At 56.4% G+C, this 26,220-nt stretch carries 19 protein-coding genes and 2 pseudogenes; 6 read left to right on the top strand and 15 right to left on the bottom strand.

Annotated elements, in window-relative coordinates; genetic code table 11:
- Positions 1-145 precede the first annotated feature (145 nt).
- From ACT3HL_RS13445 to ACT3HL_RS13435, 3 genes are all read left to right on the top strand, one after another.
- The gene (locus ACT3HL_RS13445; RefSeq protein WP_112077666.1) at positions 146-490 is read left to right on the top strand and encodes a hypothetical protein; all 345 of its coding nucleotides are present in this window, start codon (positions 146-148) and stop codon (positions 488-490) included.
- Complete coding sequence (locus ACT3HL_RS13440) at positions 487-897, top strand: hypothetical protein (protein ID WP_256309245.1); 411 nt, start codon at positions 487-489, stop codon at positions 895-897. The genes ACT3HL_RS13445 and ACT3HL_RS13440 overlap by 4 nt, the downstream gene beginning before the upstream one ends.
- Before the next feature lie 145 nt (positions 898-1,042).
- Positions 1,043-1,864, top strand: a complete 822-nt coding sequence (locus tag ACT3HL_RS13435; RefSeq protein WP_256309246.1) for an IS5 family transposase — start codon at positions 1,043-1,045, stop codon at positions 1,862-1,864.
- Positions 1,865-1,923: 59 nt separating this feature from the next.
- Here the strand turns inward: ACT3HL_RS13435 and ACT3HL_RS13430 are convergent, their stop codons facing one another.
- Both ACT3HL_RS13430 and ACT3HL_RS13425 read right to left on the bottom strand, forming a co-directional pair.
- Complete coding sequence (locus ACT3HL_RS13430; RefSeq protein ID WP_256309248.1) at positions 1,924-2,094, bottom strand: hypothetical protein; 171 nt, start codon at positions 2,092-2,094, stop codon at positions 1,924-1,926.
- Between the two features lie 129 nt (positions 2,095-2,223).
- Positions 2,224-2,421 (bottom strand): hypothetical protein, encoded by a 198-nt coding sequence (locus ACT3HL_RS13425; protein ID WP_256309249.1) that lies wholly within the window; start codon positions 2,419-2,421, stop codon positions 2,224-2,226.
- A 338-nt stretch (positions 2,422-2,759) separates the two neighbouring features.
- On the opposite strand from ACT3HL_RS13425, the pseudogene ACT3HL_RS13420 reads away from it, so the two are divergent.
- Positions 2,760-3,377: pseudogene (locus ACT3HL_RS13420) on the top strand (TSCPD domain-containing protein); the annotation flags it as partial.
- Positions 3,378-3,400: 23 nt separating this feature from the next.
- Here the strand turns inward: ACT3HL_RS13420 and ACT3HL_RS13415 are convergent.
- A complete protein-coding gene (locus ACT3HL_RS13415; RefSeq protein ID WP_256309250.1) occupies positions 3,401-4,621 on the bottom strand; it encodes a hypothetical protein in 1,221 nt (406 codons plus the stop codon).
- A gap of 302 nt (positions 4,622-4,923) precedes the next feature.
- Between ACT3HL_RS13415 and ACT3HL_RS13410 the strand changes: the two genes are divergently transcribed.
- Positions 4,924-5,469: a hypothetical protein gene (locus ACT3HL_RS13410; protein WP_256309251.1), complete on the top strand. Its 546-nt coding sequence runs from the start codon at positions 4,924-4,926 to the stop codon at positions 5,467-5,469.
- A gap of 350 nt (positions 5,470-5,819) precedes the next feature.
- Here ACT3HL_RS13410 and ACT3HL_RS13405 read toward each other — a convergent pair whose 3' ends face one another.
- Complete coding sequence (locus ACT3HL_RS13405; protein ID WP_256309252.1) at positions 5,820-7,124, bottom strand: transposase; 1,305 nt, start codon at positions 7,122-7,124, stop codon at positions 5,820-5,822.
- Positions 7,125-7,168: 44 nt separating this feature from the next.
- Here ACT3HL_RS13405 and tnpA point away from each other — a divergent pair.
- A pseudogene (gene tnpA / locus ACT3HL_RS13400) lies at positions 7,169-7,576 on the top strand (IS200/IS605 family transposase).
- Positions 7,577-7,830: 254 nt separating this feature from the next.
- Here tnpA and ACT3HL_RS13395 read toward each other — a convergent pair.
- From ACT3HL_RS13395 to ACT3HL_RS13345, 11 genes are all read right to left on the bottom strand, one after another.
- Positions 7,831-8,313, bottom strand: a complete 483-nt coding sequence (locus ACT3HL_RS13395) for a hypothetical protein (RefSeq protein ID WP_256309253.1) — start codon at positions 8,311-8,313, stop codon at positions 7,831-7,833.
- Entirely contained in the window at positions 8,310-9,194 is an 885-nt protein-coding gene (locus tag ACT3HL_RS13390; protein ID WP_112077660.1) for a ParA family protein, read from the bottom strand. The genes ACT3HL_RS13395 and ACT3HL_RS13390 overlap by 4 nt, the downstream gene beginning before the upstream one ends.
- A 384-nt stretch (positions 9,195-9,578) precedes the next feature.
- The gene (locus ACT3HL_RS13385; RefSeq protein ID WP_251331585.1) at positions 9,579-10,820 is read right to left on the bottom strand and encodes a tyrosine-type recombinase/integrase; all 1,242 of its coding nucleotides are present in this window, start codon (positions 10,818-10,820) and stop codon (positions 9,579-9,581) included.
- A 459-nt stretch (positions 10,821-11,279) separates the two neighbouring features.
- A complete protein-coding gene (locus ACT3HL_RS13380) occupies positions 11,280-12,956 on the bottom strand; it encodes a transposase (protein ID WP_445087327.1) in 1,677 nt (558 codons plus the stop codon).
- Between the two features lie 276 nt (positions 12,957-13,232).
- A complete protein-coding gene (locus ACT3HL_RS13375; protein WP_445087326.1) occupies positions 13,233-18,815 on the bottom strand; it encodes a PKD domain-containing protein in 5,583 nt (1,860 codons plus the stop codon).
- Positions 18,816-18,999: 184 nt separating this feature from the next.
- Positions 19,000-20,628 (bottom strand): PAS domain S-box protein, encoded by a 1,629-nt coding sequence (locus ACT3HL_RS13370; protein ID WP_445087325.1) that lies wholly within the window; start codon positions 20,626-20,628, stop codon positions 19,000-19,002.
- Positions 20,629-21,008: 380 nt separating this feature from the next.
- Entirely contained in the window at positions 21,009-21,767 is a 759-nt protein-coding gene (locus ACT3HL_RS13365) for a bacteriorhodopsin (protein WP_445087324.1), read from the bottom strand.
- Between the two features lie 272 nt (positions 21,768-22,039).
- The gene (locus tag ACT3HL_RS13360; protein ID WP_445087323.1) at positions 22,040-22,423 is read right to left on the bottom strand and encodes a DUF5658 family protein; all 384 of its coding nucleotides are present in this window, start codon (positions 22,421-22,423) and stop codon (positions 22,040-22,042) included.
- A gap of 1 nt (position 22,424) precedes the next feature.
- The gene (locus tag ACT3HL_RS13355) at positions 22,425-23,018 is read right to left on the bottom strand and encodes a response regulator (protein ID WP_123124630.1); all 594 of its coding nucleotides are present in this window, start codon (positions 23,016-23,018) and stop codon (positions 22,425-22,427) included.
- Between the two features lie 10 nt (positions 23,019-23,028).
- Positions 23,029-23,352, bottom strand: a complete 324-nt coding sequence (locus ACT3HL_RS13350; protein ID WP_158601460.1) for a HalOD1 output domain-containing protein — start codon at positions 23,350-23,352, stop codon at positions 23,029-23,031.
- Positions 23,353-23,510: 158 nt separating this feature from the next.
- Positions 23,511-26,219, bottom strand: coding sequence for a response regulator (locus ACT3HL_RS13345; RefSeq protein ID WP_123124632.1), 2,709 nt, complete (start codon positions 26,217-26,219; stop codon positions 23,511-23,513).
- Position 26,220: the final 1 nt, after the last annotated feature.

The following is a 26,220-nucleotide window of genomic DNA, read 5'->3' as shown; positions in this document are numbered from 1 at the left end:
TCTTCAGGACTGGCGGGAGCGCTAGCGTCGGGGTCAGGTTCGGGCATGTATTATCCTACGCTACCTTCGTACTAATAATGTAACGTAGGGCCGGATCACCACTCCTCGTTTGTCGTCCCCCGCTTCGGTGGAGGGATTCATTCCGATGAACACTATCACGACCGCACAGCGCATCTCCACCAGCAGCGACATCGACGCCAGTATCGCCGCCACCCGCCGTGTGCACCATCTCACCGCCGTCGCCCGAGACGCTATCGACGATCCCAGATCCCTCGATGGAGACACACTTGCGAAGGCTGTCGTCAAAGTACTCTACGACGCACACCCTCACATCCGATTCGAGGATGCCCTCGAGCTCGCTGTAATCGTCGAGACACCACCTCTCGACTCGTCGACGGTAGAAGCCATTGAATACGTCGTCGCAGACATCTGTTCCCATCTCGACGAGTGGAACCGCTTCGAGCCACCGACACTCCCAGGACAAGCATGAGTGGCGATGAATCGCTCCTCGAACAGCTCCCGCCCGAGAAACTCCTCGATACACGGAACACGCGGGTCATCACGCCCGCGATCGAGATGATGGAAGAGGTCGCGACCGTTGAACTATACCTCGAACACGAGCGGGCGAACCGTGATCGGCCGGGTATCGTCCGCCACTTCACCGAGCAAATTGACGCCATCTACGAGGAAAACGGCGAGATCCCGCCCGGAGAAAAGGACCAGGAACAGGAGTCGGAAGGCGAACACGAAGGAGACAACATGTCCACCGCCGATGCCGAGACGGTCTCACCGATGTCGCCACCGGAAGAGCTGCTTGCGTACATCCACGGCCTCGGGAATGAGTCAGACGACGAGATTGCTTCGTCGCCCGCGCCACCCACGTGGGATGAGCTCTAACTCTCGTTTGTCACCCCCGACATCCCGTGGGGATACGCACATAGAACCGCCCTATCCGGCGATTTCTCCGTATGTTCTTAACCTCATTCTGCCGGCTCTGTTGAAATCCTTAGTGAGTTACAGGTTCAGTCGATAGCTTGAGTAGATGCAGACCCTCCCAAAGTCTCGGTTGCTCCGGTTTGTCGAGGAAGCCTTTCAGTTAGCGCAACGTGCCGTATCTCGATACTCCTCGAAGTTCTCGAAGCAACACTACACGCTCCATCAGCACATCGTTCTCCTGTGTCTCAAAGTTCGAAAGGATACGACGTATCGAACACTTCTCGACGAACTCATCGAGATGCCCCGTATTCGGAACGCGATCAATCTCACTGAACTGCCTGCCCCATCGACACTGTGCAAAGCGTTCGATAGACTTGATATGGCTGTCTGGCGAGTGCTTCTCAATCTCTCTGTATCACTGCTCCCGACCAATGGCGTTGCGGGGATCGATGCTTCGGGATTCGACCGCAGTCACGCTTCCAAACACTACACGAAACGAGCCGAACTCACGATTCAGCAACTCAAAGTAACACTGCTAGTCGATTCCAAAGTGAACGCAATCCTTGATCTACACGTGACGACGACACGAAAACACGATAGCCAGATCGCTCCTTCGTTGATCAAACGCAACCCCGAGACTATCGACATCCTGCTCGGTGACAAAGGCTACGACGACCAGAAGATCAGACGGCTTGCCCGTCAACACGAGATTCGGCCACTAATCAAGCATCGTGAGTTCACATCGCTTCACAAGGCATGGAATACACGCTTAGACGCTGACCTCTACGGCCAACGGAGTCAATCAGAGACAGTTAACTCAACGCTCAAGCGGAAGTACGGCGCGTTCGTCCGTTCACGACGCTGGTGGAAGCAGTTCCGTGAACTCGCACTTGCGTGTATTGTCCACAATCTTGACCAAGCAATCTAACGACCAGTGCAAGTGATAAACCGCACACTGTGAGGCGACGGAGTGTCTGCTCCGAAGCGCTATGATTTCAGTTGAAAGAGCATGAGTTCAAAGTCTGGTGTATCTGGATCATCATGTTGAAGGGGATATGCACCGTCGTTCAGGTCTACACCATTATTATATGCCTGTTGGATGATTTCATCCAGAGATTGACGGAGTTCTTCTTTCGTTGTCGGTCCTTGTCTTCTCATTATTAACCGATTGTCGCACAGGAGGATAATATCTGGGCATTGTGCACCATGGCGGGTTTAATCCGCAGTCTTCAGCGAACGACTGTTGCAGGTAGTTTGAGAGGCCACGTATCACTCTGTATTTCCCCTTTATTCAGTCAATTTCTCATCTCCAAAATCTGGGCCTTTACGTACGATGTTGGCCTCTCTGTCCCATTCGACTAACCCAATGGCCTCTAATTGCTCCAGAGAGTGATCTTTGAGCTGGAGGCGGAGTCGGGCAACGTCCTCATCGGTAGAAACAGGGTCATTACGGTATGCATCTTCTGGAATGTTGTTCTCTGTCATGAGTTGCTATACTTCGGTTCTGAAAACGGATTAACCCCGAAGGTTTTCACACAGATTTGATGTTTGATTATCCGAGTGACAGCCAGCGATCCGCATTCAATATGCATGTGTAGTGTACAGTAGATTCACGGGAACACATGTCTAAAGAAGAGGATTTCAACAGAGCCATTCTGCCCCTATCTTTGCCTAGGTGAACGGTGAGACATGTCGACCGTCGTCACAGCGAAACATCATCAGACGACCTACAACAAAACAGAACTCAACCCCATGAAATACAACCAGGTTGACACCACAGAACCAACCGAAACCGACTCCAAATCCCCTGAAAACTGGCCGTGAAGCAACCATGTCCAGACGTTCTCACTGGCGTCACGCAGCGCGTTCAGACCGGCTACGGCAAATTCTACGTCATTATCAACGAGGACGCCGACGGCCGGCCGTTCGAACTCTTCGCGAATATCGGGAACTCCGGCGGATTCACCGCTTCCTTTACCGAGGCACTCGCGAAGACTGTCTCAACCTGGCTCCGTTCTGGTTTTGATCCCGAGGAGATCGCCAGCGAACTCCGAGGCATTCGCTCACCGAAGGTTGGGTGGGATAAAGGTGACAAGACGCAATCCATCCCGGACGCCATCGGCCTCGCGATGGCGCGCTATCTTGAGGGTGATCCCCACCTCGACTACCCCCATCAGCAGAACCTCGCGGAAGCAGTCGAAGAAGACGCCACAGCCGCACACACTGCCGACGGTGGCACGGTCGCTGATCACGATGCGAACTTGAATACGGGCGCCAACGATAACGATAGTGACCGGGAAGACGATAAGCAGGAAGATGGCACTGCTGAACTCCTCGAAGCCGGCGAATCTCCCGAGTGTCCAGAGTGTGGGTCAATATCCCTGTATTACTCGGAGGGATGCAAAACCTGCCGAGCCTGCGGCTGGTCAGAATGTTCGTAACGTAGTCAAAACAGTTCGTCTCGCTAGTCCCATACCATCTCTGGCGGGTTGCTCGTTGACCGCTTCCTATCCGACGACGGCTTCGCCGCCTTTGCATCCCTCTCGGGTTCACCGAAGAGCCGTCGGATCGGGTGGCGCAGCGCCGCCAGACGTCCGAGGTCTCCCTTTCGGTAATTCACTGCCCACGTCCGCGTGTTTCCCTTCTTGTCGCGTCGAGCGACCACGATTTTCACTGGACAGTATGGCACTTTGGCGATAGAGATCCAGCTCTCACACAACTCCGTCCCTCGGAAACTCAGCGATGCGCCACCGACCCAGTGTGCAACCTGTTGGTCTGCACTCCCCGAGTCAAACCACTCCTTTGTTTCTTCCATGAACGCTTCAAATCTCTCGGGAAACTCGCTCCCGATGTGGACGATCATGTACTCCGAATTGCCCTGCTCGGTATCCTTCTTCCACCACTCGAGAAAGATGTGGTTCGCGGGTGAGCGGAGAACGTTGACCCACGCCCGTTCGCGCCCCTTTCCGTGGAGGGAAATTGCGTCAACCTTCTTCCATCCCTCAGGTGAGACGCCCTTATTGTAGTACCCCCGAAGCGGCGGGATCACTTCGAGGGCGTGGGCCCGCAGGTACTCCATTGGGAACGGAATCTCCATCTTCACCTCAGGCTGTTCCGGCGGGTTCATCAACCGCCGCACGCTCTCTGCGTAGCCGTCGAGACCTTCGACGATTGGGACGGCATCGGGCCACGGTTTCTTCACGCGATGTTCGGCGAACTTCATGTCGTGGCCCTCGAAGTCAGACTGATACGCCCAGAACACCGAATATCCCGCTTCCAGGTAGTCCCACGAGAGCGAGCCGATCTCCTTGTCGTCGTGCTTGTGCTGAATCTCGACGATGAAGCCTTTCCCGAACGGATAGAGTTCCGCAGAAAACGTCGCGACAACATCCGCAACTCGGTCAGTCCCCGGGATGGTATACTCGTGACTGACGGTTGCTGACTCGAAAATCTCGCGGAGTTTCATCGCCGCGATCGTCTTGAATCTAGCGTGGAGGTTTGACTCGCCCGGACACTCTGACCCAGAGTGGTGGACAAAGTGTTTCGAGACGAAGCGTCCATTGTTGTAATGCGATCGGCGGAGGAACAGCGATTCTTCACACAGCGGACAGAGAATGTCGTCGTCGCCGTCGACGTCTAAGGAGAGCACCCGATCACCGTTCGGCCGCATGGCGAGGTATGGCATGAAGGGATTCTTCGCGGGGGTGTTTTCTGGTATCGCTCACGTTCTAATTCGCGCCATGCGGTAAAATAGCACTCGGGGTATCAACCCGACAACCCCCCGAAAACCCGTCCGTTCGCCGCAGTAGGCGACTGTCCTACGTAACTATCCAAACGATATAGCCGAGATTGTAACGTAGGACAAATCACCCCTCCAGCCGAACCGGCTGGTTCTACCCGCCATTTTTGTTTTCCCCCCGGAGCGTAGAGGGGCGACACTAGAGGCACCTGCCAGTCGTGTGTAGCATCTCGACGTGTCGTCGTCCCATGGAGACCGATATCCCGATGGCAACAGCAGCATCCGATTCCAACCCAGTAGAAGAATCGACACCGTCTATTGAGAACGCCGCAATCCGACGTGAGGGCCGGGCACAGACTCAAGAGATGGACGTCTCGTTGCTCCGACAGGGTGGCATCTACGAGGTTCGATCGGCGTCCGGGGGCATCTACGAGGTCGACGTACTCCAACGAACCTGTACGTGCCTCGATGAGCCACCGGAAGGTGGCTGCAAACACTACCGACGCGTTCGTACTGACATTCAAGCCGGCCTCGTCCCCAGACCTGATGGGAAGCTCCCCAATACCACTCAATCAGCGTTAACCGACGAAGAGATTCACGCGATTCGGTCAGCAGAAGCCACTATCCTCAAACAGCATCTTCTCGATGCCCTCCTCGCTCGCGAACTCGAACGCGCCCAGCTCGACCAGGAGATCCATGACCTCGAGTTCCTCGTAGAGGTCCTCCTGGAGGTCAGCATTGCAGAAGGATACGACCTCGACGAGAGTAGGATACTCTTACCAGATCTCTCTTAAATTATGCCAACAGGTTCAAAACTACGACACTTACCGGAGACGTCTGCTGCGTAGTGGCCTGTGCTCCTCCAAAAGCATCGGCCACAGGGGAACACCCTCCAAGAAGTGCCTGAGTGACGAAGCCCACTCTCATTCTAACGGGAGCGAACCTGTCACTCGTCCGCGCAGACGTTCCTGACCGGGTGTCGTAGTCCTGTCGGAGTTGAATATACTGACTCACATGGTATATCCTTTGGCCCAATCGACAGCCGATAGGCTGTTCCAGGGGAGGATCGACGAGACTCAGCTGATGATTGTGGGACTCACGTAAACAGCCTCGGGCCACCGCGCCCGAGGCTTTTCTAATTCCCTCAGTCGTGCGCTAACACTCCCTGCTCGGCAAGCGAGCGGGATGAGGTTGGGCGGCTTACACGCCCCGACCCGGACAGACGCACCAACCGAACCTGCGGTTGGGTTTTGTGAGTCCGGTAATTCGATTCGTCACCGTCGAGCTTCGCCTTCTCGCGCCACGCGATGTTCACTGAGGCATTCCGGTCGGCGTGGTCTTGCGCTACATCACACTCGTTGTTCGTACACCGAAACCGCCGTCCCTGCCGACTGCCACGTTCACCACAGCACGAACACGTCTTCGAGTTGTAGTACGCGTCTACCGTATCCGTAGGAATCTCTCGCCACGTCGCCTTGTACGAGACAAACTTCTCGAACTTGTGGAACGGCAGTTTGTGCAACCGGCGGTTCATATATGTTCCGTACTTGATTTCGTCGCGGATACCGCTCATATCCTCGAACACGATAACCGGATTCGAGAACTGCTCTGCGAGCTCCACGACAGCACGGGAAAGCCGATGCAACACCCACTCGGTGAACCGCTCCTCCTTGTCACCGAGTTTCCGATGAATACTTGTCTTGCCGTGTTCCTGACAGCGTTTCGTGATCGTGTGGTAGCGTTGGCGTTCCTGCTTAACCCATCCGTAGTCGAGGACGAGTGTTCCCTTCGTCCGCATCGTCTCGCGGTCGAAGGCGGTGAGTGCGACGTTGCGCTCGTTGATGTCCACACCGACTACCGTATCGGCGGTATCGGGTTCGGGCACGTCGAACACGCGTGTAACCGTGACGTGTAAGTAATACACGCCATCGCGGTACAGGAGTTCGGCCTGCCCAACATCCACCTCGTCCGACGTGAGGGCGTCTCGCAGTTCGTCCATTGCGTCCGGTTCGCCGCGCAGGTGTCCGTTCACGTTCTTGTAGGGTTTCGGGCTGATGCGGAACTGGACGCGGTTCGTGTCGTCGTCCACGGTGAGGCGGTAGCCTTCCGTGTGCGCCATCACAAGTGGATACGCACCAGATTTGTCCGTACTCGGCGGAGTCGGCTTCCCTCCGTCAGGGTCGTCTTGGTTCTCCCACCAGTCTTTGAGTGATTGGTAGGAGTCCCATGTTTGGAGGGCTTTGCCGACGACCGCGCACTTGTTGTTCCGTAGGAAGTCGTTGCGGTCAACCCCTTTCTGTATCTCGGTGCGATTGTACCCTTGTTGTTTGAGGCGGATGGTTTGGTTGAAGATCTCGCGTGAGGCGAGGCGGGCGTTGTGAAGCCACGATCGTTCACCAGACGCTATGTGGAGGCGCGTCCGGATCGTCTTCGTGGCTTCTTCACCCATGCTTTGACAATCGTTCTAACTCATCATAAATATAGGGATTAGAGATAGAGGAGTACCGCAGTCATGCACATTCGGTTAGTTCCTGTAAGTATCATTTTGTCTGGTGTCACAAGTACCGTCACCCGGTTCTCAACGTGGTTGAAGACGATGTGCGAGAGTTGTTTGGTGAGACTTCCGACCACTTCGGGCACAAAATTCTGGCGTTGGAGATTGCAGACGACCACGTACACCTGTTCGTCTAGTGCGACCCAAAACACAGTCCAGCCGACCTCGCTCGGCAGTTCAAGTCGTACTCGGGTAAGCACTTGCTGGAGCGGTATCCCGAGATTCGGGAGTCGTATTTCTGGGGTGGCGGATTCTGGAAGGTTGGGTACTACGTGGGAACGACAGGTGCGGTGTCGGAGGAAGTGGTTGAGCGGTATATCGAAGAGACGGAACACGCGCCGGAGTGACGCGCCCCACCCCCGCCCACGATGGGGCAGGGAACTCGCGCTGCTTTTCGTTTAGAATTCCTATCGCCACCTCTACAACCCGAGATCTCGATATCGATTCGCGAAGTCTCTAACTCACTGGCCGCCTAGTTGTTTGCGGTATCTACGGTATTAATCATACTAACGTTACTACCACTATTACCAATATGAGTGTTCACACCTATATACCGAACACATAAACAAGTGATATTATTGGCCAGGAGAGAACGCTGAGATTACTCCTCAGTGTCCATACCAAGTTCGCCACGGATGAGATTGGGATTGTCTAAGATGACCCGGAAGCAGGCCATGTAGAAGTCCCAGTTCTTGTTGAGTTCCGTGTCGTGAGATTTCTTCCATTCATACTCGATGTCATCCCAGAGGCCCTCAACGGCGTCGACGACCTCGGGTGAGAGGAATACGTTATTATTTGCATAGACATCAGCAAGCGCTCCCAGCTCCCTATCTGGGTTCGGGTATTCGTGGGTATCAGGTCCTCCAGTCGTGCGTGACTCTTGTTCAACTGCCTGCTGAGCAGCCGATGGATCATCAGAATCCACTTCGGCTATCTCCTCAGTGTCACCCGTGGTATTTTCGGACAACGATTCAGCGCCCGAACTCGAGCTTGGGTCCGAACCGGAGACTCCGAGCTTCTGCGCCCGCTCTGAAACATCGCTCATCTGTGCCTCAAAGTCGTCTTCAGAGGAATCGTCACTCATGCTTCCACCTCTTGGTCGGCCGCCGCAGCGCGAATATCTTCGACGGTCATCGCCTTTGCCGCTTCAACATCCAATCCGAGCGTCGGTGGTGATGTCTGCTTAAGAATCAATTGAAGGAGTTCGTCGTATCGTTCGACTTCGTCGTTCCGGAGCGATTCTGGGTGAGCGTAGATTGACTGCTGGCTCTTTTTGGCCCTCGCGAACGCCGCTCGATGGTCAGTAATAACGCCCTTCTCGTCGAAAGTTTCATTGAACCACTCGACCATTCGCTTGTTCTCGTTGGTCATCTTCGTCGAGTTAACCGTCATCAGGAATGCGAGATACTGAATCTCGAGATCGTGCATCATTCCAAGGACCTCATATTGGTCGAACAACAGATCTGTCGAATGCGGCATCTCCGTCTCCGGCTCCATCGGCACGACGATCTTCTCGCCGGCCGTGACCGCGTTTTTCGCGTATGGTGAGAAATCCGGTGGGCAATCACAGACAACGTAGTGATAGTCGTCTTCAAGTCGTTCTAAGAGTCGCCCCAATCGGTTCTCGCCGGCATCAGCCGAGTCTAGGGGTGTTTTATTTCCATTATAACTCTGGTTGCTGGGGATAAGATCGAACTCTTCGTGATCGGTGTGGATGAGGTCGTTCACATTATCCCAACTTTTCGGATCTAAAAGGATTTCATCTAGTGAGAGCGCGTCCAGGTCTTTGTAGAGGTCTCGCTTCCCAAGGTTTGCGGTGAGAGTGCCCTGTGGGTCAAGGTCGATGGCAAGCACGTTGAAGCCGCGAGCTGCAAGACCGCCCGCAATGTTCAACGAGGTGAATGTCTTGCCAGTGCCACCCTTCTGAAACGAGATGGCGAGTACTTCTGGGTAGGTGTCGGTCATAACTACCCTCAAATTGAATTCATACCGTTATAATTGTTCGTCAGACGATTACCGTTTAGAACGGTACTACCGTTAATAATGCTATTATTGATCTGCTTCTATTCCTCCAATTCGGCATTTTAACCTATGTAGGGCCTATTCTGATGCGACAATAATAACGGTAATACCGATTTTAACAGTATATGCGGTATTACCATTATAACTACTATGGTCAGTAGTACCGTTATCAGCGATATTACCGTTAAAAAGGCTATTGCTGTTAGTACTATTTGTTACACTATTTCCATTATTCACGGTAACTACATTTTGAACATTCAACATGTTAGCACTACTATGACAGACATTAAGATCGCTACCGACTGGGGCACAGTGGATAGATGAGTGCTACCCGTCGGAGTCCTGGTCGGGCACATCTTTCTGGCTAGGTCGCTGATTCTGAAACGCCGTCTCAGCCATCTGAGCGCGTTCACTCGCCTCGATATGTGAGTAGTGCTCGCGAACCACCTCCTCGGAGTTATCTAGGTGTCGTGCAGCCTCCGTGTACCCGAACTCCCGAACCATCACCTCGCCAGCTCCCCGACGAGCGCCGTGCGGCGCCAGATAGCCGTGTTTGTCGTCATCCAACTCGATGTCTGCGTCCTCTGTGAGTCGCTGCAAAATCCGCCGTGCGCTGTGGGTCGTCAACGCCGGAGGGTCGACATCGTACTCGACACAGAGTTCGATCATCGAGACGTCCCCATCGTTCACCCGCTCGCGATGCAGACTTTCAGCCTCTTTGCGCGTATAGTCCCGCTCAACGAGTTCGTCTTTGAACGTCTCGACAAGGGTGGGATACGACAGCGTCGTGAACACGGGCCAGTCGTCACTCGATGGGTTCAGTACTGACCGGAGGCGTTCGAGTGACGGGATCGCAGACGGTGGGACAGCCCTATCGCTCCATTCACCCTTCTTCCCGAGGACGGTGATTGTGTTGTCCTCGAGGGAAACGTCCGACCACCGGAGACCGTCGCGACCGCGCCGGGCGTCGGCGACATCGCCTAGGACTTCCGCGCCGCGGACGCCCGAGAAGCACAGGAGATAGACGAGCGCCCGGTCGCGACACGCTTTGATCGCCTCGTAGCGGTTCTCACCTACTTCGTCGATGGCTTCGTGTGCCTGTTCGTCGACGTACTTCAGGAGTGCCGTTCGCTGCTCGGGTGACCACGCCTGTTGGCGCTCGGTCTTACGTCCGTCGTCTTCTGGAAGTGGCTCTTTCGCCCGTGATTTTAACGCCGGATTCTCGTCGAGATATCCCTCGCGTACTGCCCATCCGCAGAACGCTGAAATGTGGGCGTAATAGTTCTGCTTCGTGCTTTCAGTCCAATCCTGTGTCCCGAGATGGCGAGCGTATTGGCGGATATCCCGGATAGTCAGCTCCTCGAATGTCGTAGGCGAACGCGGGCGCTCATGTTCGAGGAAAGTGAGAAAGCGGTCGAGTTCGCGTTTTGCATCCCTCCTGTACGTCCCGCTCTTTCCTTCCGCTCCTTTGCCCTTGTCCGTGAGGTAATCCTCGACGACGTCCGCGACCTCGACCGGCCGATCATCCTGGCCGTCCGTGTGGCCCTGGCCGTTGCCAGAAGAACTCATCTCACTCACCGCCTCCGTGGAACCGTGCTTCGAGGGCTATCTGGGCGGGAATACCTGGGATGTCGGGTGGAGTCATGGGATTCGCTTTGGTAGACGGCGGCCACCTGCTTGAAAGTACGTACTCTTATCGAACTAAGAGTACCTACTCGAATCTCGAAACTATGACTCGGTAAACGCACGATACAGAGCCACTAACGCAGAAATACCGTGTTTTAGGGATCCAGATTTAGTTAATAAACGGTATGCTGCTATATCGAAAATTTCTGCTTGGAAGTTGAGACTACAGCGGGTTTAGCAGGGCTGTGATGCGTGAATTTAACCGATTCGGTCAGCGGGTACTGCCCCAGATGGCCCTCCAAGCGGCTATTCTTGTAATACACCCAACTATATGGACAAGTTTTCGAGATTTCCAGCAGCGTAGCCACTCAGACGGCACGCTAACCCGAACAGAGTTCCTCACTACCCGATTCCAGTTTCCTTCTTCAGCAGCGTCAGCGTGTTGTCCGCTGTAATCACCGGTGAGTGCTCATACTCGCCAGTCAACTCGGCTTGGACGAGTAGATCGACAGCCCGCCAGATTGAGTAGAGGAGACAGGCGAATGCGAAGTAAAAGAACCTGAGCCCGAAATCTTTCGAGGTCGTCGCAGCCATGAACCGCTTAATCGATTTGTACCCGCTCTCGATCTCCCAGCGGTGGCCGTACTCCGTGAGGTGTCCACTCCCTTGATTCGTCATGAATACCGAGTACTGCCGGTGATCATCGTGCTCGGAGTCCTCTTTCCGACGGTAGATCAGCGTCGTCTCGTGCCATTCGTTCTTGCCAAGATGCAGCTTCCGGTCAGTCTCGTATCGATCCCGATCTCGTTGGAGCAACCGCTTGGCCTGAGCTTTCTCGCTGGTCTGCATCCGCTTGGGCACGACATACGACAAGCCACGCTGGCTGAGCATCTCCAAGACGTGCTGACTGTCGAACTCCCGGTCCATCAGCACGTTATCAACGAGAACCAGCTCCTCGGCAGAATCCAAGAGGTCCTCGACGATTTCTAAGCGGGACTCACCCTTCCGAACTGGCCGCGTGTCAAGGACGATCGGGACGGCGTTGCCGACTAACTGGACGGTGGCCCACTGGTAGGCGTACTCGTCAGTTTTCTCCTTCGTGCCGATGATTTCGTCCTCGCGGCCGGTGCGGTCACCGGTAAAGGGGTCGTCCTCGGTGATGTCGATCGCGACGATCCTGGCTCGGAAGAACTCCTCTGTCTCCGCGACTTCGCTCAGGAGCCTGTTGACGGCCTGCCGGTACATCTCGCGAATCTCCGCGATGGAGAGGTCCCGAATCTGCTCGCGATGGGCGTGCCCTAGCGGCGTCCGCTCACGAGTCGACTCGTAGGTGAAGCTACGAGCGCCCTCGTTGGCCGCGAGACGCTCACGAAGTCCGAGATATGTCTGTAAGTCCCAGTAGGCGTTCTCGTGGATCTCACAGCCGTCTCCACGATCCAGCGAAAATGCCGGGAAGACGACGCGGCTGACGTGGTCGGTGACCTTCTCTGCCTGCTTCAACGTGGGTTGATCGTCCGGGTCTGACTCATCAGACTCGTTCCCGTCGTATCGGAGCTTTCGTGCCGGTTCACGCGGAACCTCAACGCCCGCATTCTGGGCTTTGATGAGGATCGTTCGAGCCGCCGTTTCGACTGTCTCCCTGAGGTCAGCGGTGAATCTCTGGTGCCAACTTCGCCACAGTGTAGATTGGTCCGGGACCGTCTCGAAACCCAGTTGCTCGCGGAGTTCAGGGCGGTTCCTGAGGTAGCCAACGAGTGCGGTTTCGTGCTCCCACCCGTAGAGTTCTTTCAGTACGAACACCCGGAAGAGAGTGGCCATCTGGTAGCGTGTCGACCCCTCATACCAGTCGTGGGCACTGAACCGGAAGTAGGCTAAGGGGAGTGCACAGACGAACTCCTCGACCGAGTCGTGGCTCTCGTGGTCGAACCACATCTCCGACACTGTCCGGATATCGGATTCCAGTCCAGCGAGCGACGTTCGATCGTACAGCGGTGTCGAATCGTACGCTGGCCAGTCGATATGGGGACGCTGTGCAACTCGTCGATAGACAGCGCGTCGAGAGTCACGAGTTGGTGGCACTACGAGATACTAGATTCACCACACTCAAGACTCAGTTTGTGGTGATACAGACCAGAGGTGGACTGTTATCCTCCCCGATCGCCTCTCGTGGTTAAGCGACACTGACTAGACCGAAGACAGTCCACACCGCGCCAGATTGGTGACGATGTCGGCCTCCCCGTCTGTGTCTGCCGTGACCGTCGCAGGAGCGTCCGCCGTGTCGCCACGTCGATACCACCCTCGTTGGCGGGTCGCCAGAAGCCCTGGTTCGACAGCAGGTCTTATCATGGACTCAAGTTACGACCGCCGCCGGAAGAAGACGATCACGATCAGGAACGCACCGATCAGCACAAGAACGCCGAATCCAGGGCCACTCGCGTCGGTCGTCGTCTCCCTTGTTCCGTTGGCACTTGCTGTCTGGCTTGAGTTGTCTGTGGCGACGGTGGCCTGTTGTGTGGTCTCCTGCTCTGCTGGTGTTGGCTCGGTTAGCGTCTGGTCTGCTGATGTCGACTCAGCCGGCGTCTCGTCCGACTGGACCGAGACGGCCCCGGCAGACACAGTGCCGACCGTCAGCGTGTACTCGCCGGGGTCCGATGGCGTGAACGAGAGCGATACAGTCCGCGATGAATTCGAAGCGAGGTCGACATCGCTAGTGGCGACGACTGTCCCGTTAGCTCGTAACTCGGCCGTGTAAGTCCCAGCCGCACCGCCGAGGTTGCGGACGGTCGCGTTGACAGTGACTGCCTCGGAGGCGGTGAGCGTCTCCGACCGGCTGCTGGCACGCATGACCTCGAACGCTGGCTGCGCCGAGGCGATTGTGAACAGCGACAGCCCGGGCGATGTCCCCTCGAAGACATAGTGGGTGGAGTTCTCACCGACTTCGTCGGTCGGGAGGCGCGTCCACCCGTCTGTTCCGTTGCGATAGAGCGCCACACCACTCGGGTCGACATCGCTCTCGTTCAGGGCATCTTTCCGGATTCGGAAGCGGAACGTGACGCTGTCGATGTCCGAGTCGGGGTTGGTGTGGGTCACTTCGACGTAGCCCAGCGGGGACAAGCCGGTCTCGATCAAAAATGTCCGTGGATCCGTGTGGGCGCGGTCGCCGTCGGTTGCTCCCTGCGGATCGGACACGTCTGTTGTGTCCGTCCCAGTGTCGTCGGACTCTGTCGCGCGCTCGCTGGTATCGATGTCGGCGTCCCACTCGCGCACCGAGATATTGAACTCGCGGGATCCGCTCTCTGTCGGGGTGATCGACAGACTGTCGACGGAGACTGTATTCTCACCCTCGCCTTCGCTGTCGTCGTTCCCGCCACTCTCGTCCTCGCCATCGGTCCCGTCGGCGTCGGTCTCGCTGAGGTCGAGCGTGATTGGGCCGTCATCGTCGGAAGCATTAACGGTGAACGAGACGCTAGCGTCGCTAGACTGGGTGCCGCTGACGACGGTCTCGGTCCCAATGCTGGAATCGTCGGCAGTAGACTGATCGCCGCCAGTGTCGGTGGAGCCGCTACTCCCACTACTACTGCCACCATCGCTGCTAGCCGATTCAACGGTGACTTCGACAGTGTCCGTGTCGGTATTGCCTGCGGCGTCTGTGACGGTCAGCTCGACGGTGTAGGTACCTGGGCTGTCGAAGGTGTGACTCGTCGTCTGCCCGGTCGCGGTCGTCCCGTCGTCGTCAAAGTCCCAGTCGTAGCTGACGATGCCGACGTTGTCCATCGAGCCAGTCCCATCGAAACTCACTGACTGTCCTTCGTCGATGGTCGTGTCCGGCCCAGCGCTTGCGGTCGGCGGTGTCGAGTCAGTAGTCGTGAAGCTCAGGGTGGTGTCGTCGCTGATGCCGCCGAAGTCGTTCGGAGACGAGGCGGTGTCAGTGAGTGCACCTGCATCAATCCGGACGGCGTATTCCGTGTCTGACGCGAAGTTGCTCGTGGGAGTGATCGTCAGCGTGCGTCCGGAAATCGAGACCGTTCCGTCACCGCTGCCAGTGTCGCTGCTCACGTCGAAGGCCTCCCGGTCACCGAAGCCGCCGTCGTCCTCTCGGAGTGTGACACTCCCAGACCCGAAGGCGATGTCCTCACTGAACGTGATCGTGATGTCGTCGCCCTCGCTGACGCCAGTTGCGTCGTCAGCCGGCGTGCTCGACGCGATGGTCGGTGCGATGCCGTCGGTGACGCTGACGGTGACTGCTTTCTGGTATGTTCCCCCGCTGCCGTCGTCGGCTTCGAGGCGAACGTCGTAGTCACCCTCGGTGAGCGACCCGGCGTCGTCCGCGCGCAGGTCGCCGCCGCCAATGTTGAACTCGTCGTTGTCGGCGTCCCCGGTCCCGCCGACCAGCGAGAACGTGTGGCTGCTGTCGTCGACGTCCGTGGCCGAGAGACTCCCGACTACCGCGTCGGTGCCATCGGACTGGTCGACGCTAGTGCTGGTCAGGCTGATGTCCGTGGGGTCGTCGTTGACGCCAGTGATGCTGACAGTGACCGTTCCCTGCGCGGTGTCGTCGTCGCTGTCCGCGACCGTGTAGGTGAACGTATCCGTCGTGGAATCGCCGCTTGCGAGTGACTCGTACTGGCCGTTCGGGTCGTAGGTCCAACCTCCGTCGCTCTCGACCGTGACGGTCGCACCGGAGTCGAGCGTGACGGGATTTCCGTCGCTGAAACTGCTTCCGTCGACGGTGTCGAGCGACAGCGTGTCGCCGGCGTCGGGGTCGCTCGCCAGCACCAGCAGGTCGGCGCTGTCGCCGTCGGCGACCGAGACGGTGGTGTCCTCGTCGGTGCTCTGTGAACTGTCGTCGGGTGCGGTCGGTGGCTCGTCCACGTCGGTCACGCCGACAGTAACGGTCTGGGTGTTCGTGTTGCCAACGTCGTCGGTCGCGGTGACGGTGAGTTCGTAGTCGTTGTTGCCGTCGTCGTCTGCGGGACTCTCGTGGTCCAGTGCGCTATCGAGGGATAGCTTCCCAGTGCTGCTGTCGATGCTGAAAACACTGGCATCACTGCTGGCAGCACTGGACAGCGTGTACGCCGAGACTTCCGTGCCCGGTGGACCGTCGTCACCGGCATCCACGTCGAGGAAATCGCTCGCTGTGCTTTCCTCGTCGACCGACACGCTGTTGCTGGTGCCAGCACTGAATCCGGGGTCGGTGTTGTCGACGGTGAACGTCTCGCCGCTGGCGTAACTGCCGTCGGCAGTCCCGCTGGTGCCGTCACCGCCCAGCGGCACGCCGTTGCCGTTGGTGATGCCGTCGTCGTCGTCCAGATCGAGCCGGATGTCACCGTCGCCCGAAATCGAACCGACCGTGACCGTGACCGCGTTCACAGCCACACTGGTGACCTGCGACACATCTCCGCTCGCGTCACCGCTGACCCCCGTCGCGGTGAAATCGCCCGTGTCGACGCCGCTGACGCCCTCGGAGAAGCGCACGACGAACTCGACGCTGTCGGCGTTGGTGGGGTTCGATTCGCCACTCGACCGGTCGATAGCGGTGACTTCGGGCGCGTTCTGGACGGTGACGGTCGGCTCCGCCGAGACGGTCGTATCATCGGCCCACGCGAACTCGGGGGTGTAGGTGCCGTCGTCGGGTTCGTCGAAGGTGAATGTCGCCTCCCCGTCGGTGTCGGTGACCCTCGTGTCACTCGTGGCGAAGCCGTCCAGGCCGTCGTCGTCGACGATTTCGATGGTGACACCCTCGCCGGCGTCAGTTCCGCTCTCCTTGGCAGTCACAGTGATCGTACCCGACCCATCCTCGGCGACGGTCGGGCTGGTAGCCTCGACGCTGTCGACGGTGAGCGCCGTCGCTCCTTCCCAAGCGAGTCGCGGGTAGTCGGTGGTGACGACCCAGACCGAGTCGAAGTCGAGATTGCCCATATTGACTTGTGGGGCGAACCGCTGCATCTGGGTAGTAATGAGGCTGGTGGCGTCGAAGGACCCTGTGCTGTCACTGTCTTGCCCGTTTCCGTTCACGTCTGCGTCCCAGTAGGAGTTGGATACTGAGCCGGCGTTGTTCCCGACGAGTCCACCGAGTGTGGAGGTTCCCGAGACGCTACCGGTCGCGAACGAGTTCTTCACGTTGGCGCCGTTGTCGTTCTTCCCGACGAGGCCACCGACATCGAACGAACCACTGACACTACCCTTCGCGTAGGACTGCTCGATCAAGTTTCGGTTTTCGCCGACGAGTCCACCTGCCTGATTCCCTGAGCCGGAGACATTCGCCGTCGACCCAGTTCGTCTGACGACGCCGCTGGAGAGGCCGACGACGCCGCCAGTGTATCTGTCGCCACTGACCGAACCAGTCACCCGCGTCTCGACGATGTCTCCACCAGCGTTCCGGCCGACGATTCCACCCGTCTGATCGCTCCCGGTGATGGTGACGCTGGTGAATATCACGCCCCTGACGAGGCCGCTGCTCCCGATGTAGCCGAACACGCCTACCTGACTTGTCGAGGCTCGGTCGATTGTGAGTCCGGACACCTCGTAGCCGTCACCGTCGAAAGTGCCTGTGAACCCCGTACTGGAGTCACCGATGGGTTCGAAGCCGTTGTTGCTGTTGGCCGACGAACTGGCCACGGAACTGTAGCCCGCGGTACCCGAATTGAGGTCCGCCGTCAGGACAAAGTCCCCGCCGAGGTTCTGGCGGACGTTGTCGAGGTGGTGCCAGTTCGCTATCTCGTACGGGTCGCCATCGCTTCCGTCACCGCCGGCGTAGGCGTTGACGTTCTGGGCGTCCAGTTGGGCCTGGCGGTCGACTGACTGCAAAATCGGGTAGCCGTCCCCGGTGGTATCGGCGTCGCCGCTCTCGACTGTCTCCCAGGTGTTCGTGAAGTCGAACCCACCCATGTTCGATGAGGCGCTGGACCCCTGCATCTCCGGAGCGGGCGAGCTGTCGCCGGTCGACCCAAATCCTTGCAGATTGGTCCTAGTATTACTACCACTGTACCCAAACGCACTCCCTTGGTTTGTGGTTCCCTTGTCCCAGTAGGAGTCGCTCCAATCGGTTTCGTAGCTATATCCGGCCAGCCCGCCTTCGTAGGTGTTGCCGGACGTCGAGCCCGTAGCGTAGGAGTCTCGCACGCTGACCTGGAAGTTAGTTTCACCGACGAGAGAACCGGCAACGTCGCCGTCGACTGTCCCCGTCGCGTACGACTCTGCCACTGTACCCCCGTTTCGCGTCCACCCGACCAGCCCGCCCGCTCTGCCTGTGCCGATCACATTTCCCGTCGCGTATGAGCGGGTTACCCTCCCATCAAGATTCTCACCGACCAGGCCGCCGACGTTCTCGTCGCCGCTAACTGGCCCGGTCGCGTGTGACTCTCGAACCGTTCCCTCCGTCGTTCCGACAAGCGCACCGACTGAATTGGCTCCCGTGACATCGACCGACTCGAGACCGACGTTCTCCACGGTTGTCCCCGACCCGGCATATCCGAACAAGCCGACATCGTCACTACCTGACCGGTCGACGTACAGGCCCGTGATGGTGTGTCCGTTCCCGTCGAAAGTCCCCGTGAACTTCGTTCCGGAGTCGCCGATAGGGGCGAACCCATCGCCGCCGTTCCAGTTACTCGTCCCGCTGGCGTCGATATTGTCCGTGAGCTCGTATTCTTTGCCCACCCCCTCGTTCTCGATACACTGGAGCCGGTCGATGGTGTCGACGTCGAGTTTCCCGTCACTGTCACCGTCGTTGTAGCTCACCGTGCTACAGTCCGGAGCCGTGTTGCCCGCCGCCGATGCGACGCCGACGACACCAGTGCCGGTCACCAGCATCGCCAGGCCGACTAGGCCGACGAGATACACCGCCAGCAGTCTGCCGGCCGTGCGAGTCACACCGACCACCGCCCGAACTGGGGCCGCCTCGCAGTCCGTCTCGGGCGCGCTCGACCGCTCGTCCATGGGTGCTGCCGTCGGCCGTCAGGACACTCCAGGCTCGTGACCACAGAACGACTCCCATAGAGACACGGTACCAAAGACACGTTGCTGGCAACTACGCAGCATATCGGTGTAAAGATGGCTTGCATATATACGCAACAGTGACAACGAGGTAACCAGTACGTGAACACAACCGCACGGGGTCGACTCAGTCGAGTCTCAGGTCGTGTGAAAAGGCGTCCTCGAAGACGGTCCGTTCGGCGTTGCGCAGGTGATGGAGGAACGTCGAGGCCGAGGAGTCCAGCGTCTCGGCCACGTCCTCGGCACTGGCCTGCTGTGGGCGCTCGAAAAAGCCCGACAGCGAGGCCGCCCGGAGTGCGTTTTCCTGTTTCTTCGTTAGCCCGCTGAACGCGCTCGGGTGGTCGTCGTCGACGGGGCGCTCGGTACAGGCGTACATGGTCACCTCGGGCCAGTGGTCCTGTACGGCGTCGACGATGGCACTGAGATCAGTCCGGCGCGGGAACTCCACGGTCAGATTCAGACGGCCGTCACAGACGGTAATCGAGCGCAGTATCTCGCCGTACCCGCCCAGAACTCCCCTGATCGACCCTTTCTCGGCACGAATCGACACGATCGCAGTCGTCTCCGTTTCGGTGACGACGGTCGCCGCTGTGACCGACGGGAGCTCCGCTGCAGTCGCCCGAACTGTCTCGGCGTCCACATCAGCCGTCTTGACGAGGTATGTCGAACCGGGGCCACCCTCGGCGTGCAGTTCCTCAACGACCAGCTCCGGGAACTCGTCGTCTTCCTCGTCGCCATCCTCGACAGCCAGTGCCCTCGACAGGGCTGTCAGGACGTGGTCGCCCGTGTACCGGAGCGAGAGTTCCGTTACTGTCTCACCGGCCAGCGCTTCCTGCTGGCGGTGGACCTGCTGTTTGAACGCGAGGGCGGCCGCCACTTCGTCGACCAACTGTCCTGCCACGTCGCTGCCGGTATCCGCCCGGACGACCGTGAGCGCGCCGTAGGACAGTCCTTCGTGGACCAACGGCACCGACCGCACCGAGAACAGTCCACACCGCTCCAGTTGGGCGACGATGTCGTTCTCTCCGTCCATGTCTGTCGTGACTGTCACGGGGTCGTCCGTGGCGAGTGTGCGTCGTGTCGCTGCGTCGATGGCGCTCCCCTCACCGGGGTGCCGGAAGCCCCGGTCCGATCCGTGGTCGGCGATCACAACCGGATGCTGGTCGCCACCTCCTGGTCCTTGCTTCCGGACGACCCAGGCCGACTCGTAGCCGTAGTCGTTGACGAGCAGGTGACAGACACTCGCAGCGATCTCCCGGTTGGTCGATGTCTGCAAAAGGAGTTGGCGGATGGCTTCCTTGCCGTCGCGTTCGGACTGGACCTGCTCTCGGGTCTGCTGTAACTCTCGTTCACGCTGTTTGCGCTCGGAGATATCCCGAGAGTTGATGACGTAGTTGCCGTCGGGCGTGGGGTTCGACGAGCCAACCGATTCGATCCATTTGTAGGACCCATCTGCCTGTAGGTGCCGGTATTCGACCGCCTCAACGTGGTGAGCTTTTTCCGAGACCATTGCGGCGAATGCTTCGACGACGCGTTCTCGATCCTCTGGGTGGAAGTACTCGGCAACCTGCTCGCCGACGAGTTCGTCTTGCTCATAGCCATACAACCGTTCGATGGCCGGACTCTCGTACAGTATTCTCCCACGCGGGTCAAGAAGCGTAAGCAGATCAGTCGAGTGTAACGGCAACTGATCGAGTGAGAAGGTATCTTTCAGCCCGAGAGGTGGGTGTGAACCCGGTCGATTGTTAGCAGTCATAAAATGGACAGTCTCCAGTGTCGGTTAAATGAATCTACTTTGCCACATCCAATATGTGAATTTTGAGCTAATAGCATATATTTGTCAGAGTCTGAGCCCGCCTGTCATTACAGCTTGGCCTACATTTCGCCTAAAGGGGGGTGGGGGGTGAATGTCTCCCTGACGCTTCGCCGGATACCATTTGATAGGTATCCAGGTCAGAAATGAATGACGTAGGGTAAATTTCTGACCCCAATACATATACCTAGTTGAGATTATCAACACCTAACTATTGGTTTCACTGTCCGATGAGTGATGGCCCGAATGACCGAGATGCGGAGGTGTCGAAATCAGCAACTACTGTCCAGTCGTGGGACAAGTCACCAGACTCACTTGCGCAATTAGTCTGTGGGGTCTGCGTCTCCTAGCGCCGCACCAGTAGTATCGCCGGCTGCGTCGAGAACATCGCGGCTCGATAGCAAGATGATGCCGAAGCCCACCTTCGCGACGAGGTCTAGCACCATGAATCCGGCCGTTTCGCTATAGAGGCTGATCATTCCGAGCCCCTCCGTGCCGAGGATCCACCATACCGGGTAGACCAACCAGACGACTACGATGAGGTTCCGAAGAGTACTAAACGTTGATTGCGCGGCTCCCGACAGCTCGTTTGCTTCTTTGGTTAGAGTGCCGAAAAGGAAGTATAGCAACACCAATAAGAAGCCCGTCGAGACTCCCCACCAAATAATGCGATCCCCGACAGGGCTGAGCAGCACACCGGCTGTCGATAGCGTTGCCACGGCACCGGTGCCGATCATCAGCACGTCAAGGCCAACGAGTGTAGACAGTTGGTTTCGGTTTGCCCCGGCAAGCAGTCCGAGGTCAATAAGTAAGAGTGGCGTTGTGAACAGCCAATCGGTATACCGTGCCCAATAAATCGGTAGCTCCTCACCGCCGATCTCGATTGTCGTCAAGCCGAATCCAAGTGCCATGCTCAGGTAGTTTACGAACGCGATAGCAGTGATGAATATCGTGACAATATAGAACTCTTGACGGCGTCTATTCTTTTCACCCCATCCGCGAGCGATGAAGTACAGCATACCAATGAGCATTCCTGCTGTCCCTAGCCACAGCCATAATGATTCGCTGCCTGGTTGGGTCATAGTACCTCAGAATAATCACCCATATACAGTATGTGCTTTATACCTCTATGTATAGTGTAACTCGTAGATTGCCTCTGCTAATAGGTACCAATACACTATCTATCCAGTTTTGATCCGTGAATTGCCGCTGCGATAAGGCATCCTCCTATACTGTTCATAAAGTGAGGGTTTGGACCTTCATTGCGGAAATTAAAGCAGAGAAAGCAGCATAGCAAATGATATAATTAACACAATTGAAACATATAATAATAAACCGACAAACTCGATCAATCTCATATCCAAATGAGTACCATATTATGAAGCGACACAGCGCTCCATACGACCAAAACTGAAAGGTATGCTACATTGCTCCACAGATCGATATTGTGTCTCGATTGTGCGACCCAGGGAAGCAGGTATTCACCAAGAAAGAATAATAACACTAGTGACACCGACGAGAGAAAGAATAGGCCGGGGATGATTCCGAGAGTCTCAACAATAAGTACGACAATCGGATTGGCTTCTCGCAGTCCGATGCTTAGCCCATAGTACGTGAGACTCGCATCTATAGCTCGTACGAAGACCAATCCGATGAGCAGCGGATATTTACTTTCTGCGAGTACTTCGATATTGCTGCTGGCAGCCCAATTAGTGGATGCCACGGCTCCTCGCACCATATCAGAACTGCTCTACAGGTTGAGATCCGATACGCTGGTCTCTGACCAGCATATCGATCTGATAATCTGTTTCGAGACGCTGAAGTGTCGTATCAGCTTCCTCCTCCAACTCCCGTATTCTCTGGAGGAGATCGCCGTATCGATCGTCCTTTTCCAGCTCTGTTTTGTCAAGGTTCGCTTCTAACGTGGCTTTCCTCGCGGTGAGTGAGAGAAGCTCTGTGAGTGAATCTTCGTATGTTAGAATCAGCTCTGCAGCTTCCACAGCTCGAAGAAGCTTTGTCCGGTCGATTGGTTTGAGAAGATAGTCATCCACATCGATGGACGCTAGGTCTTCCGTTGGCTGAACAGCTGTTACCATGATCACCTGCTGGGCATCGCCGCCTTCACGAATTGATTGTAGCACCTCCGTGCCAGAGAGGCCCGGCATTCGACGATCTAAAAGGACAATATCAATCGGTTCCTCAGCGAAGATTTCCAGTGCATCTTCCCCGGAATAGGCCACATGAACCTCGAACTGCTCCTGTAGCCAAATGCCAAACAAGTCAGCGAGATTCTCTTCGTCTTCGACGATCAGAACGGTACTGGAATGGGTCATCTATTCTCACTCACGCATCTCGTTCGACGATGACACGCACCGTTGATGCGTACATGACCGTCACAAGTGCGTCCTGAAAGAGAAACTCCACAGAGGGCATATGACTGGTCTCCTCGACTGTACGAGTTTTGAACAAGCCATCTAATTTGTCTGCATCAACAAATTCGAACACCGGAGGTGATCTACTGAGTTCCGGCCAGTCTTCGACAGCTTCCATAAGTGTCTCAATGACCGCATCCGAAACACGGACAGGTCTATCAAATTCACGCACTATTTGGGAATCTGTACTCCATCCCGTAGGTTCAGACTCTCGGTGCGGAGAGCTTTGGGCCATAAAGAATACATCTATTCTACAATCAAACGTCTTCTACCCTCTAATATCGGGTTGCCAAATTTAATGCCTATATGGAAAGGCCCACTATTTGGAGCCAGTTTTCCGAATGTCGATAAGCAGGACAGCCCGAGTACTGTAGAACGTGATACTGAGGCAGGTCACAGCTCGGTTGAATCCTGATAGAGAGTCGTCAGCAGATTAGACTCAGCAGCTCGAAGATGCTGGTTGAACGTTGACTGTGCGATATCGAGAGTCTTGGCAATCGACGTCGAATCTGCATCCCGCGGCCAGTTAAAATATCCTGCGTAGAGCGCCGTCTGCAAGACTTCTTCTTGCCGGGCGGTAAGAGCTCCATCAAGACGTGCTGAGAGAGAGGTATTAGTTTCTCCCCGCTCACTATCCAGTTTGGATAACAGGGTGAGATCGCTGTAGTCTTCCCGGAGTGAACTCAGATATTCCCCGACGTCGACGGTGAATGGCACGGTTACTGAAACCACGATCTCGTTGGACTCGGAAGCGTTTGTGATTTGATTTATCGCAACTCCTTGATCGGTCAGTTTCTCGCAAAAGCTGCTGTTCCGCACCGGGACTTTACAGTAGATACCATTTCGAGAGTCGCTCAAAATGACCGTCTCTGGATCGAAACCAGCAGCTTCGAACGCCTCGGGGGTCACGTTTTCACCGGTCACTCGCGCGAACAGGAGGTGATCTGGACTCTCAGTCACTACATTCAACACTTCGAGATCCGTCTCCATATCCGAAACAAGAGTTGCAAGGCCAGTATCGTCCTCGAACTGAATTTCGAGAATTGTGCCCCCACCAGATAGAAGCGCCGCCTTTTGCCGGAGTGCTGATATCCCGTGACCTATTATTTGACCGAGCTCTGTGAGGGCTGTCACCTCTTCTTCAGCGAAGGCGTTTGGTAGTTTGGAGTGGACTTCTAATACGCCAAGGATCGAAGCCTCGCTCTGTAGTGGTACAGCCACAATCGAGTTGGTGCCATTTTTCAGTGCGTCTTGTTCCCACTCCGTTTCGGAGCGAGCAGTCATTAAGTCGCTCTCCACGACCGAACGTTCAATCCTGTATGCCCGTTCAGTAGGTGGCAATGTAGAGTTACTCCGCTGGGTATTGTCATCTGCTGGAGTGTCGTTCGCCCCCACTTTTTGATATTGGAGCGAATCCGTTTTGGCTCTGACCTCGATCGTATTCGTATTAATATCTTTTTTACCGATCCACGCCCCGCTAATCAGATCCAGATGAGCTAAAGCATTACAGACCTCTTGCTCCAGTTCTTCTCGTGTATTTGCACTGATAACCGTGGCACTTATCGACCGTATCAGTGTATTGATTCGATCCAGTCGTGTCAGCCGTTCGTTTTGCTCGTTTAACCGCTGGTCGCGTTGCCGAAGGGCCGCCTCTTGTGCTGTTCGTTCGAATGCGCTTGCTGCGTTCGCTGCTAACGTCTTTGCCAATTTGTTCTTTCTTGAGGAGATCTCTGGCGTCGTGGTCATCCCCACCAACAGAACCCCCTCTGATTCTAGTGAGTAGAGTCGCCACGACGAGAACTCCTCTGCCAACCACTGGCTCGACCGAGTATCTACTACGTCTTCGTCGTCGGGAGCCAACTGTTCCGTTCGAGTCACATAGGTCGTCCAGACTGGTGTGTCTCCTTCAGAGATAGTGGGAAGGTCAATTTCAGTAACATCTTCCGTGGATGCGTGTGCTAGTGGGACCAAGCGTCCCGTGTTCTCTTCTCGTGTATATATCGCGGCAAACTCGAATCCGAGTTCCCCGACTGCGGCAGTTGTCACGGTCTCGCCGATGCTACGTTCCGAGTCCGCTGTCATTAGATCGCGGGAAACCGCATGCAGATCCTCAAGCTGTTGTTCATACGCGTACCTCTCTGTAATATTGTGGTAGTGTTCAATCCGCCCGCCTGCATAAAGACCAGTTTGAATCGGTCCGCTCCAGTACTCCAACCACTGCTGCTCTTTCGAAGCCGTCTCAGGGATACGGACGATGGCTTCGACTTCGGAATTCATGTTCTCTAGAGAATGAGTTACGAGGTCAGACAGTGTTTGCTCACCTGAGGGATATTCCTGGTACGATTCAGAAGCAATTCGACTGTAGTCAGACCCTTGGATATCGTCTCTATCAACTCCAAGTAATTCTTCGGTAGTTTCGTTTGCCCACACCACTTGTCCATCACGGTCAATTACAATGACCCCTTCCTGTGATGTGTCTAATACGTCTTCAGTGAGGGACTGGTACTGCTGTTGTTCCCTGCGCTCTGCTGCTGTTCGTTGCAGGCGCTCGATAGCCACTCGAAAATCCCTATCTGGCAGGTTCTGGAGGTACCGTTCGACTTTATCCTCGAGTTCTGTGATTTGGTCTGTGAGTGCCTGGTATTTTGGGCTCGTTTCGAGGGTATCTGCCTCCATGACGGCTTCCAAGGTCGATTGGCGTTCTATCAGCGAGAACAGCTCTTGCAGATCCTCGTTGTACTCGGCACGAGTGAGCATCTGGGAGATAACGTCTTCGAGGTCGTCAGCTTCAACGGGCTTTTCGAGATACGCATCGAATCCCATTTTGACGATATCGAAGTCCGGTGTCACCGCAGAGACGATAACCACCTGGCAGTTCGACTCATATTGTCTGAGTCGCGTGAGAACCTCTCCGCCGGATAACCCGGGCATCATCCGATCCAGAAGAACGATATCGACAGTCGCATCGAACGCTTCCAAGGCTTCTTCGCCAGAGTACGCGGTTTCGACAACATAGCGGTCTGCGAGCCACTCTGCATACAGCTCAGCCAAACTCTGGTCATCCTCGACGACCAGGATTTTTGTATTTCCGTCTTGGGTCATA

The sequence above is a fragment of the Halobellus sp. GM3 genome, assembly GCF_052545375.1.
Note: the sequence above shows the minus strand (reverse complement) of the source record. Positions and strands in the feature narration are given on the sequence as shown.

Coding starts and splice junctions, on each gene's coding strand:
- ACT3HL_RS13445 (WP_112077666.1), top strand. CDS start 146: ATGAACACTATCACGACCGCACAGCGCATCTCCACCAGCAGCGACATC.
- ACT3HL_RS13440 (WP_256309245.1), top strand. CDS start 487: ATGAGTGGCGATGAATCGCTCCTCGAACAGCTCCCGCCCGAGAAACTC.
- ACT3HL_RS13435 (WP_256309246.1), top strand. CDS start 1,043: ATGCAGACCCTCCCAAAGTCTCGGTTGCTCCGGTTTGTCGAGGAAGCC.
- ACT3HL_RS13430 (WP_256309248.1), bottom strand. CDS start 2,094: ATGAGAAGACAAGGACCGACAACGAAAGAAGAACTCCGTCAATCTCTG.
- ACT3HL_RS13425 (WP_256309249.1), bottom strand. CDS start 2,421: ATGACAGAGAACAACATTCCAGAAGATGCATACCGTAATGACCCTGTT.
- ACT3HL_RS13415 (WP_256309250.1), bottom strand. CDS start 4,621: ATGCCATACCTCGCCATGCGGCCGAACGGTGATCGGGTGCTCTCCTTA.
- ACT3HL_RS13410 (WP_256309251.1), top strand. CDS start 4,924: ATGGAGACCGATATCCCGATGGCAACAGCAGCATCCGATTCCAACCCA.
- ACT3HL_RS13405 (WP_256309252.1), bottom strand. CDS start 7,124: ATGGGTGAAGAAGCCACGAAGACGATCCGGACGCGCCTCCACATAGCG.
- ACT3HL_RS13395 (WP_256309253.1), bottom strand. CDS start 8,313: ATGAGTGACGATTCCTCTGAAGACGACTTTGAGGCACAGATGAGCGAT.
- ACT3HL_RS13390 (WP_112077660.1), bottom strand. CDS start 9,194: ATGACCGACACCTACCCAGAAGTACTCGCCATCTCGTTTCAGAAGGGT.
- ACT3HL_RS13385 (WP_251331585.1), bottom strand. CDS start 10,820: ATGAGTTCTTCTGGCAACGGCCAGGGCCACACGGACGGCCAGGATGAT.
- ACT3HL_RS13375 (WP_445087326.1), bottom strand. CDS start 18,815: ATGGACGAGCGGTCGAGCGCGCCCGAGACGGACTGCGAGGCGGCCCCA.
- ACT3HL_RS13370 (WP_445087325.1), bottom strand. CDS start 20,628: ATGACTGCTAACAATCGACCGGGTTCACACCCACCTCTCGGGCTGAAA.
- ACT3HL_RS13365 (WP_445087324.1), bottom strand. CDS start 21,767: ATGACCCAACCAGGCAGCGAATCATTATGGCTGTGGCTAGGGACAGCA.
- ACT3HL_RS13360 (WP_445087323.1), bottom strand. CDS start 22,423: ATGGTGCGAGGAGCCGTGGCATCCACTAATTGGGCTGCCAGCAGCAAT.
- ACT3HL_RS13355 (WP_123124630.1), bottom strand. CDS start 23,018: ATGACCCATTCCAGTACCGTTCTGATCGTCGAAGACGAAGAGAATCTC.
- ACT3HL_RS13350 (WP_158601460.1), bottom strand. CDS start 23,352: ATGGCCCAAAGCTCTCCGCACCGAGAGTCTGAACCTACGGGATGGAGT.
- ACT3HL_RS13345 (WP_123124632.1), bottom strand. CDS start 26,219: ATGACCCAAGACGGAAATACAAAAATCCTGGTCGTCGAGGATGACCAG.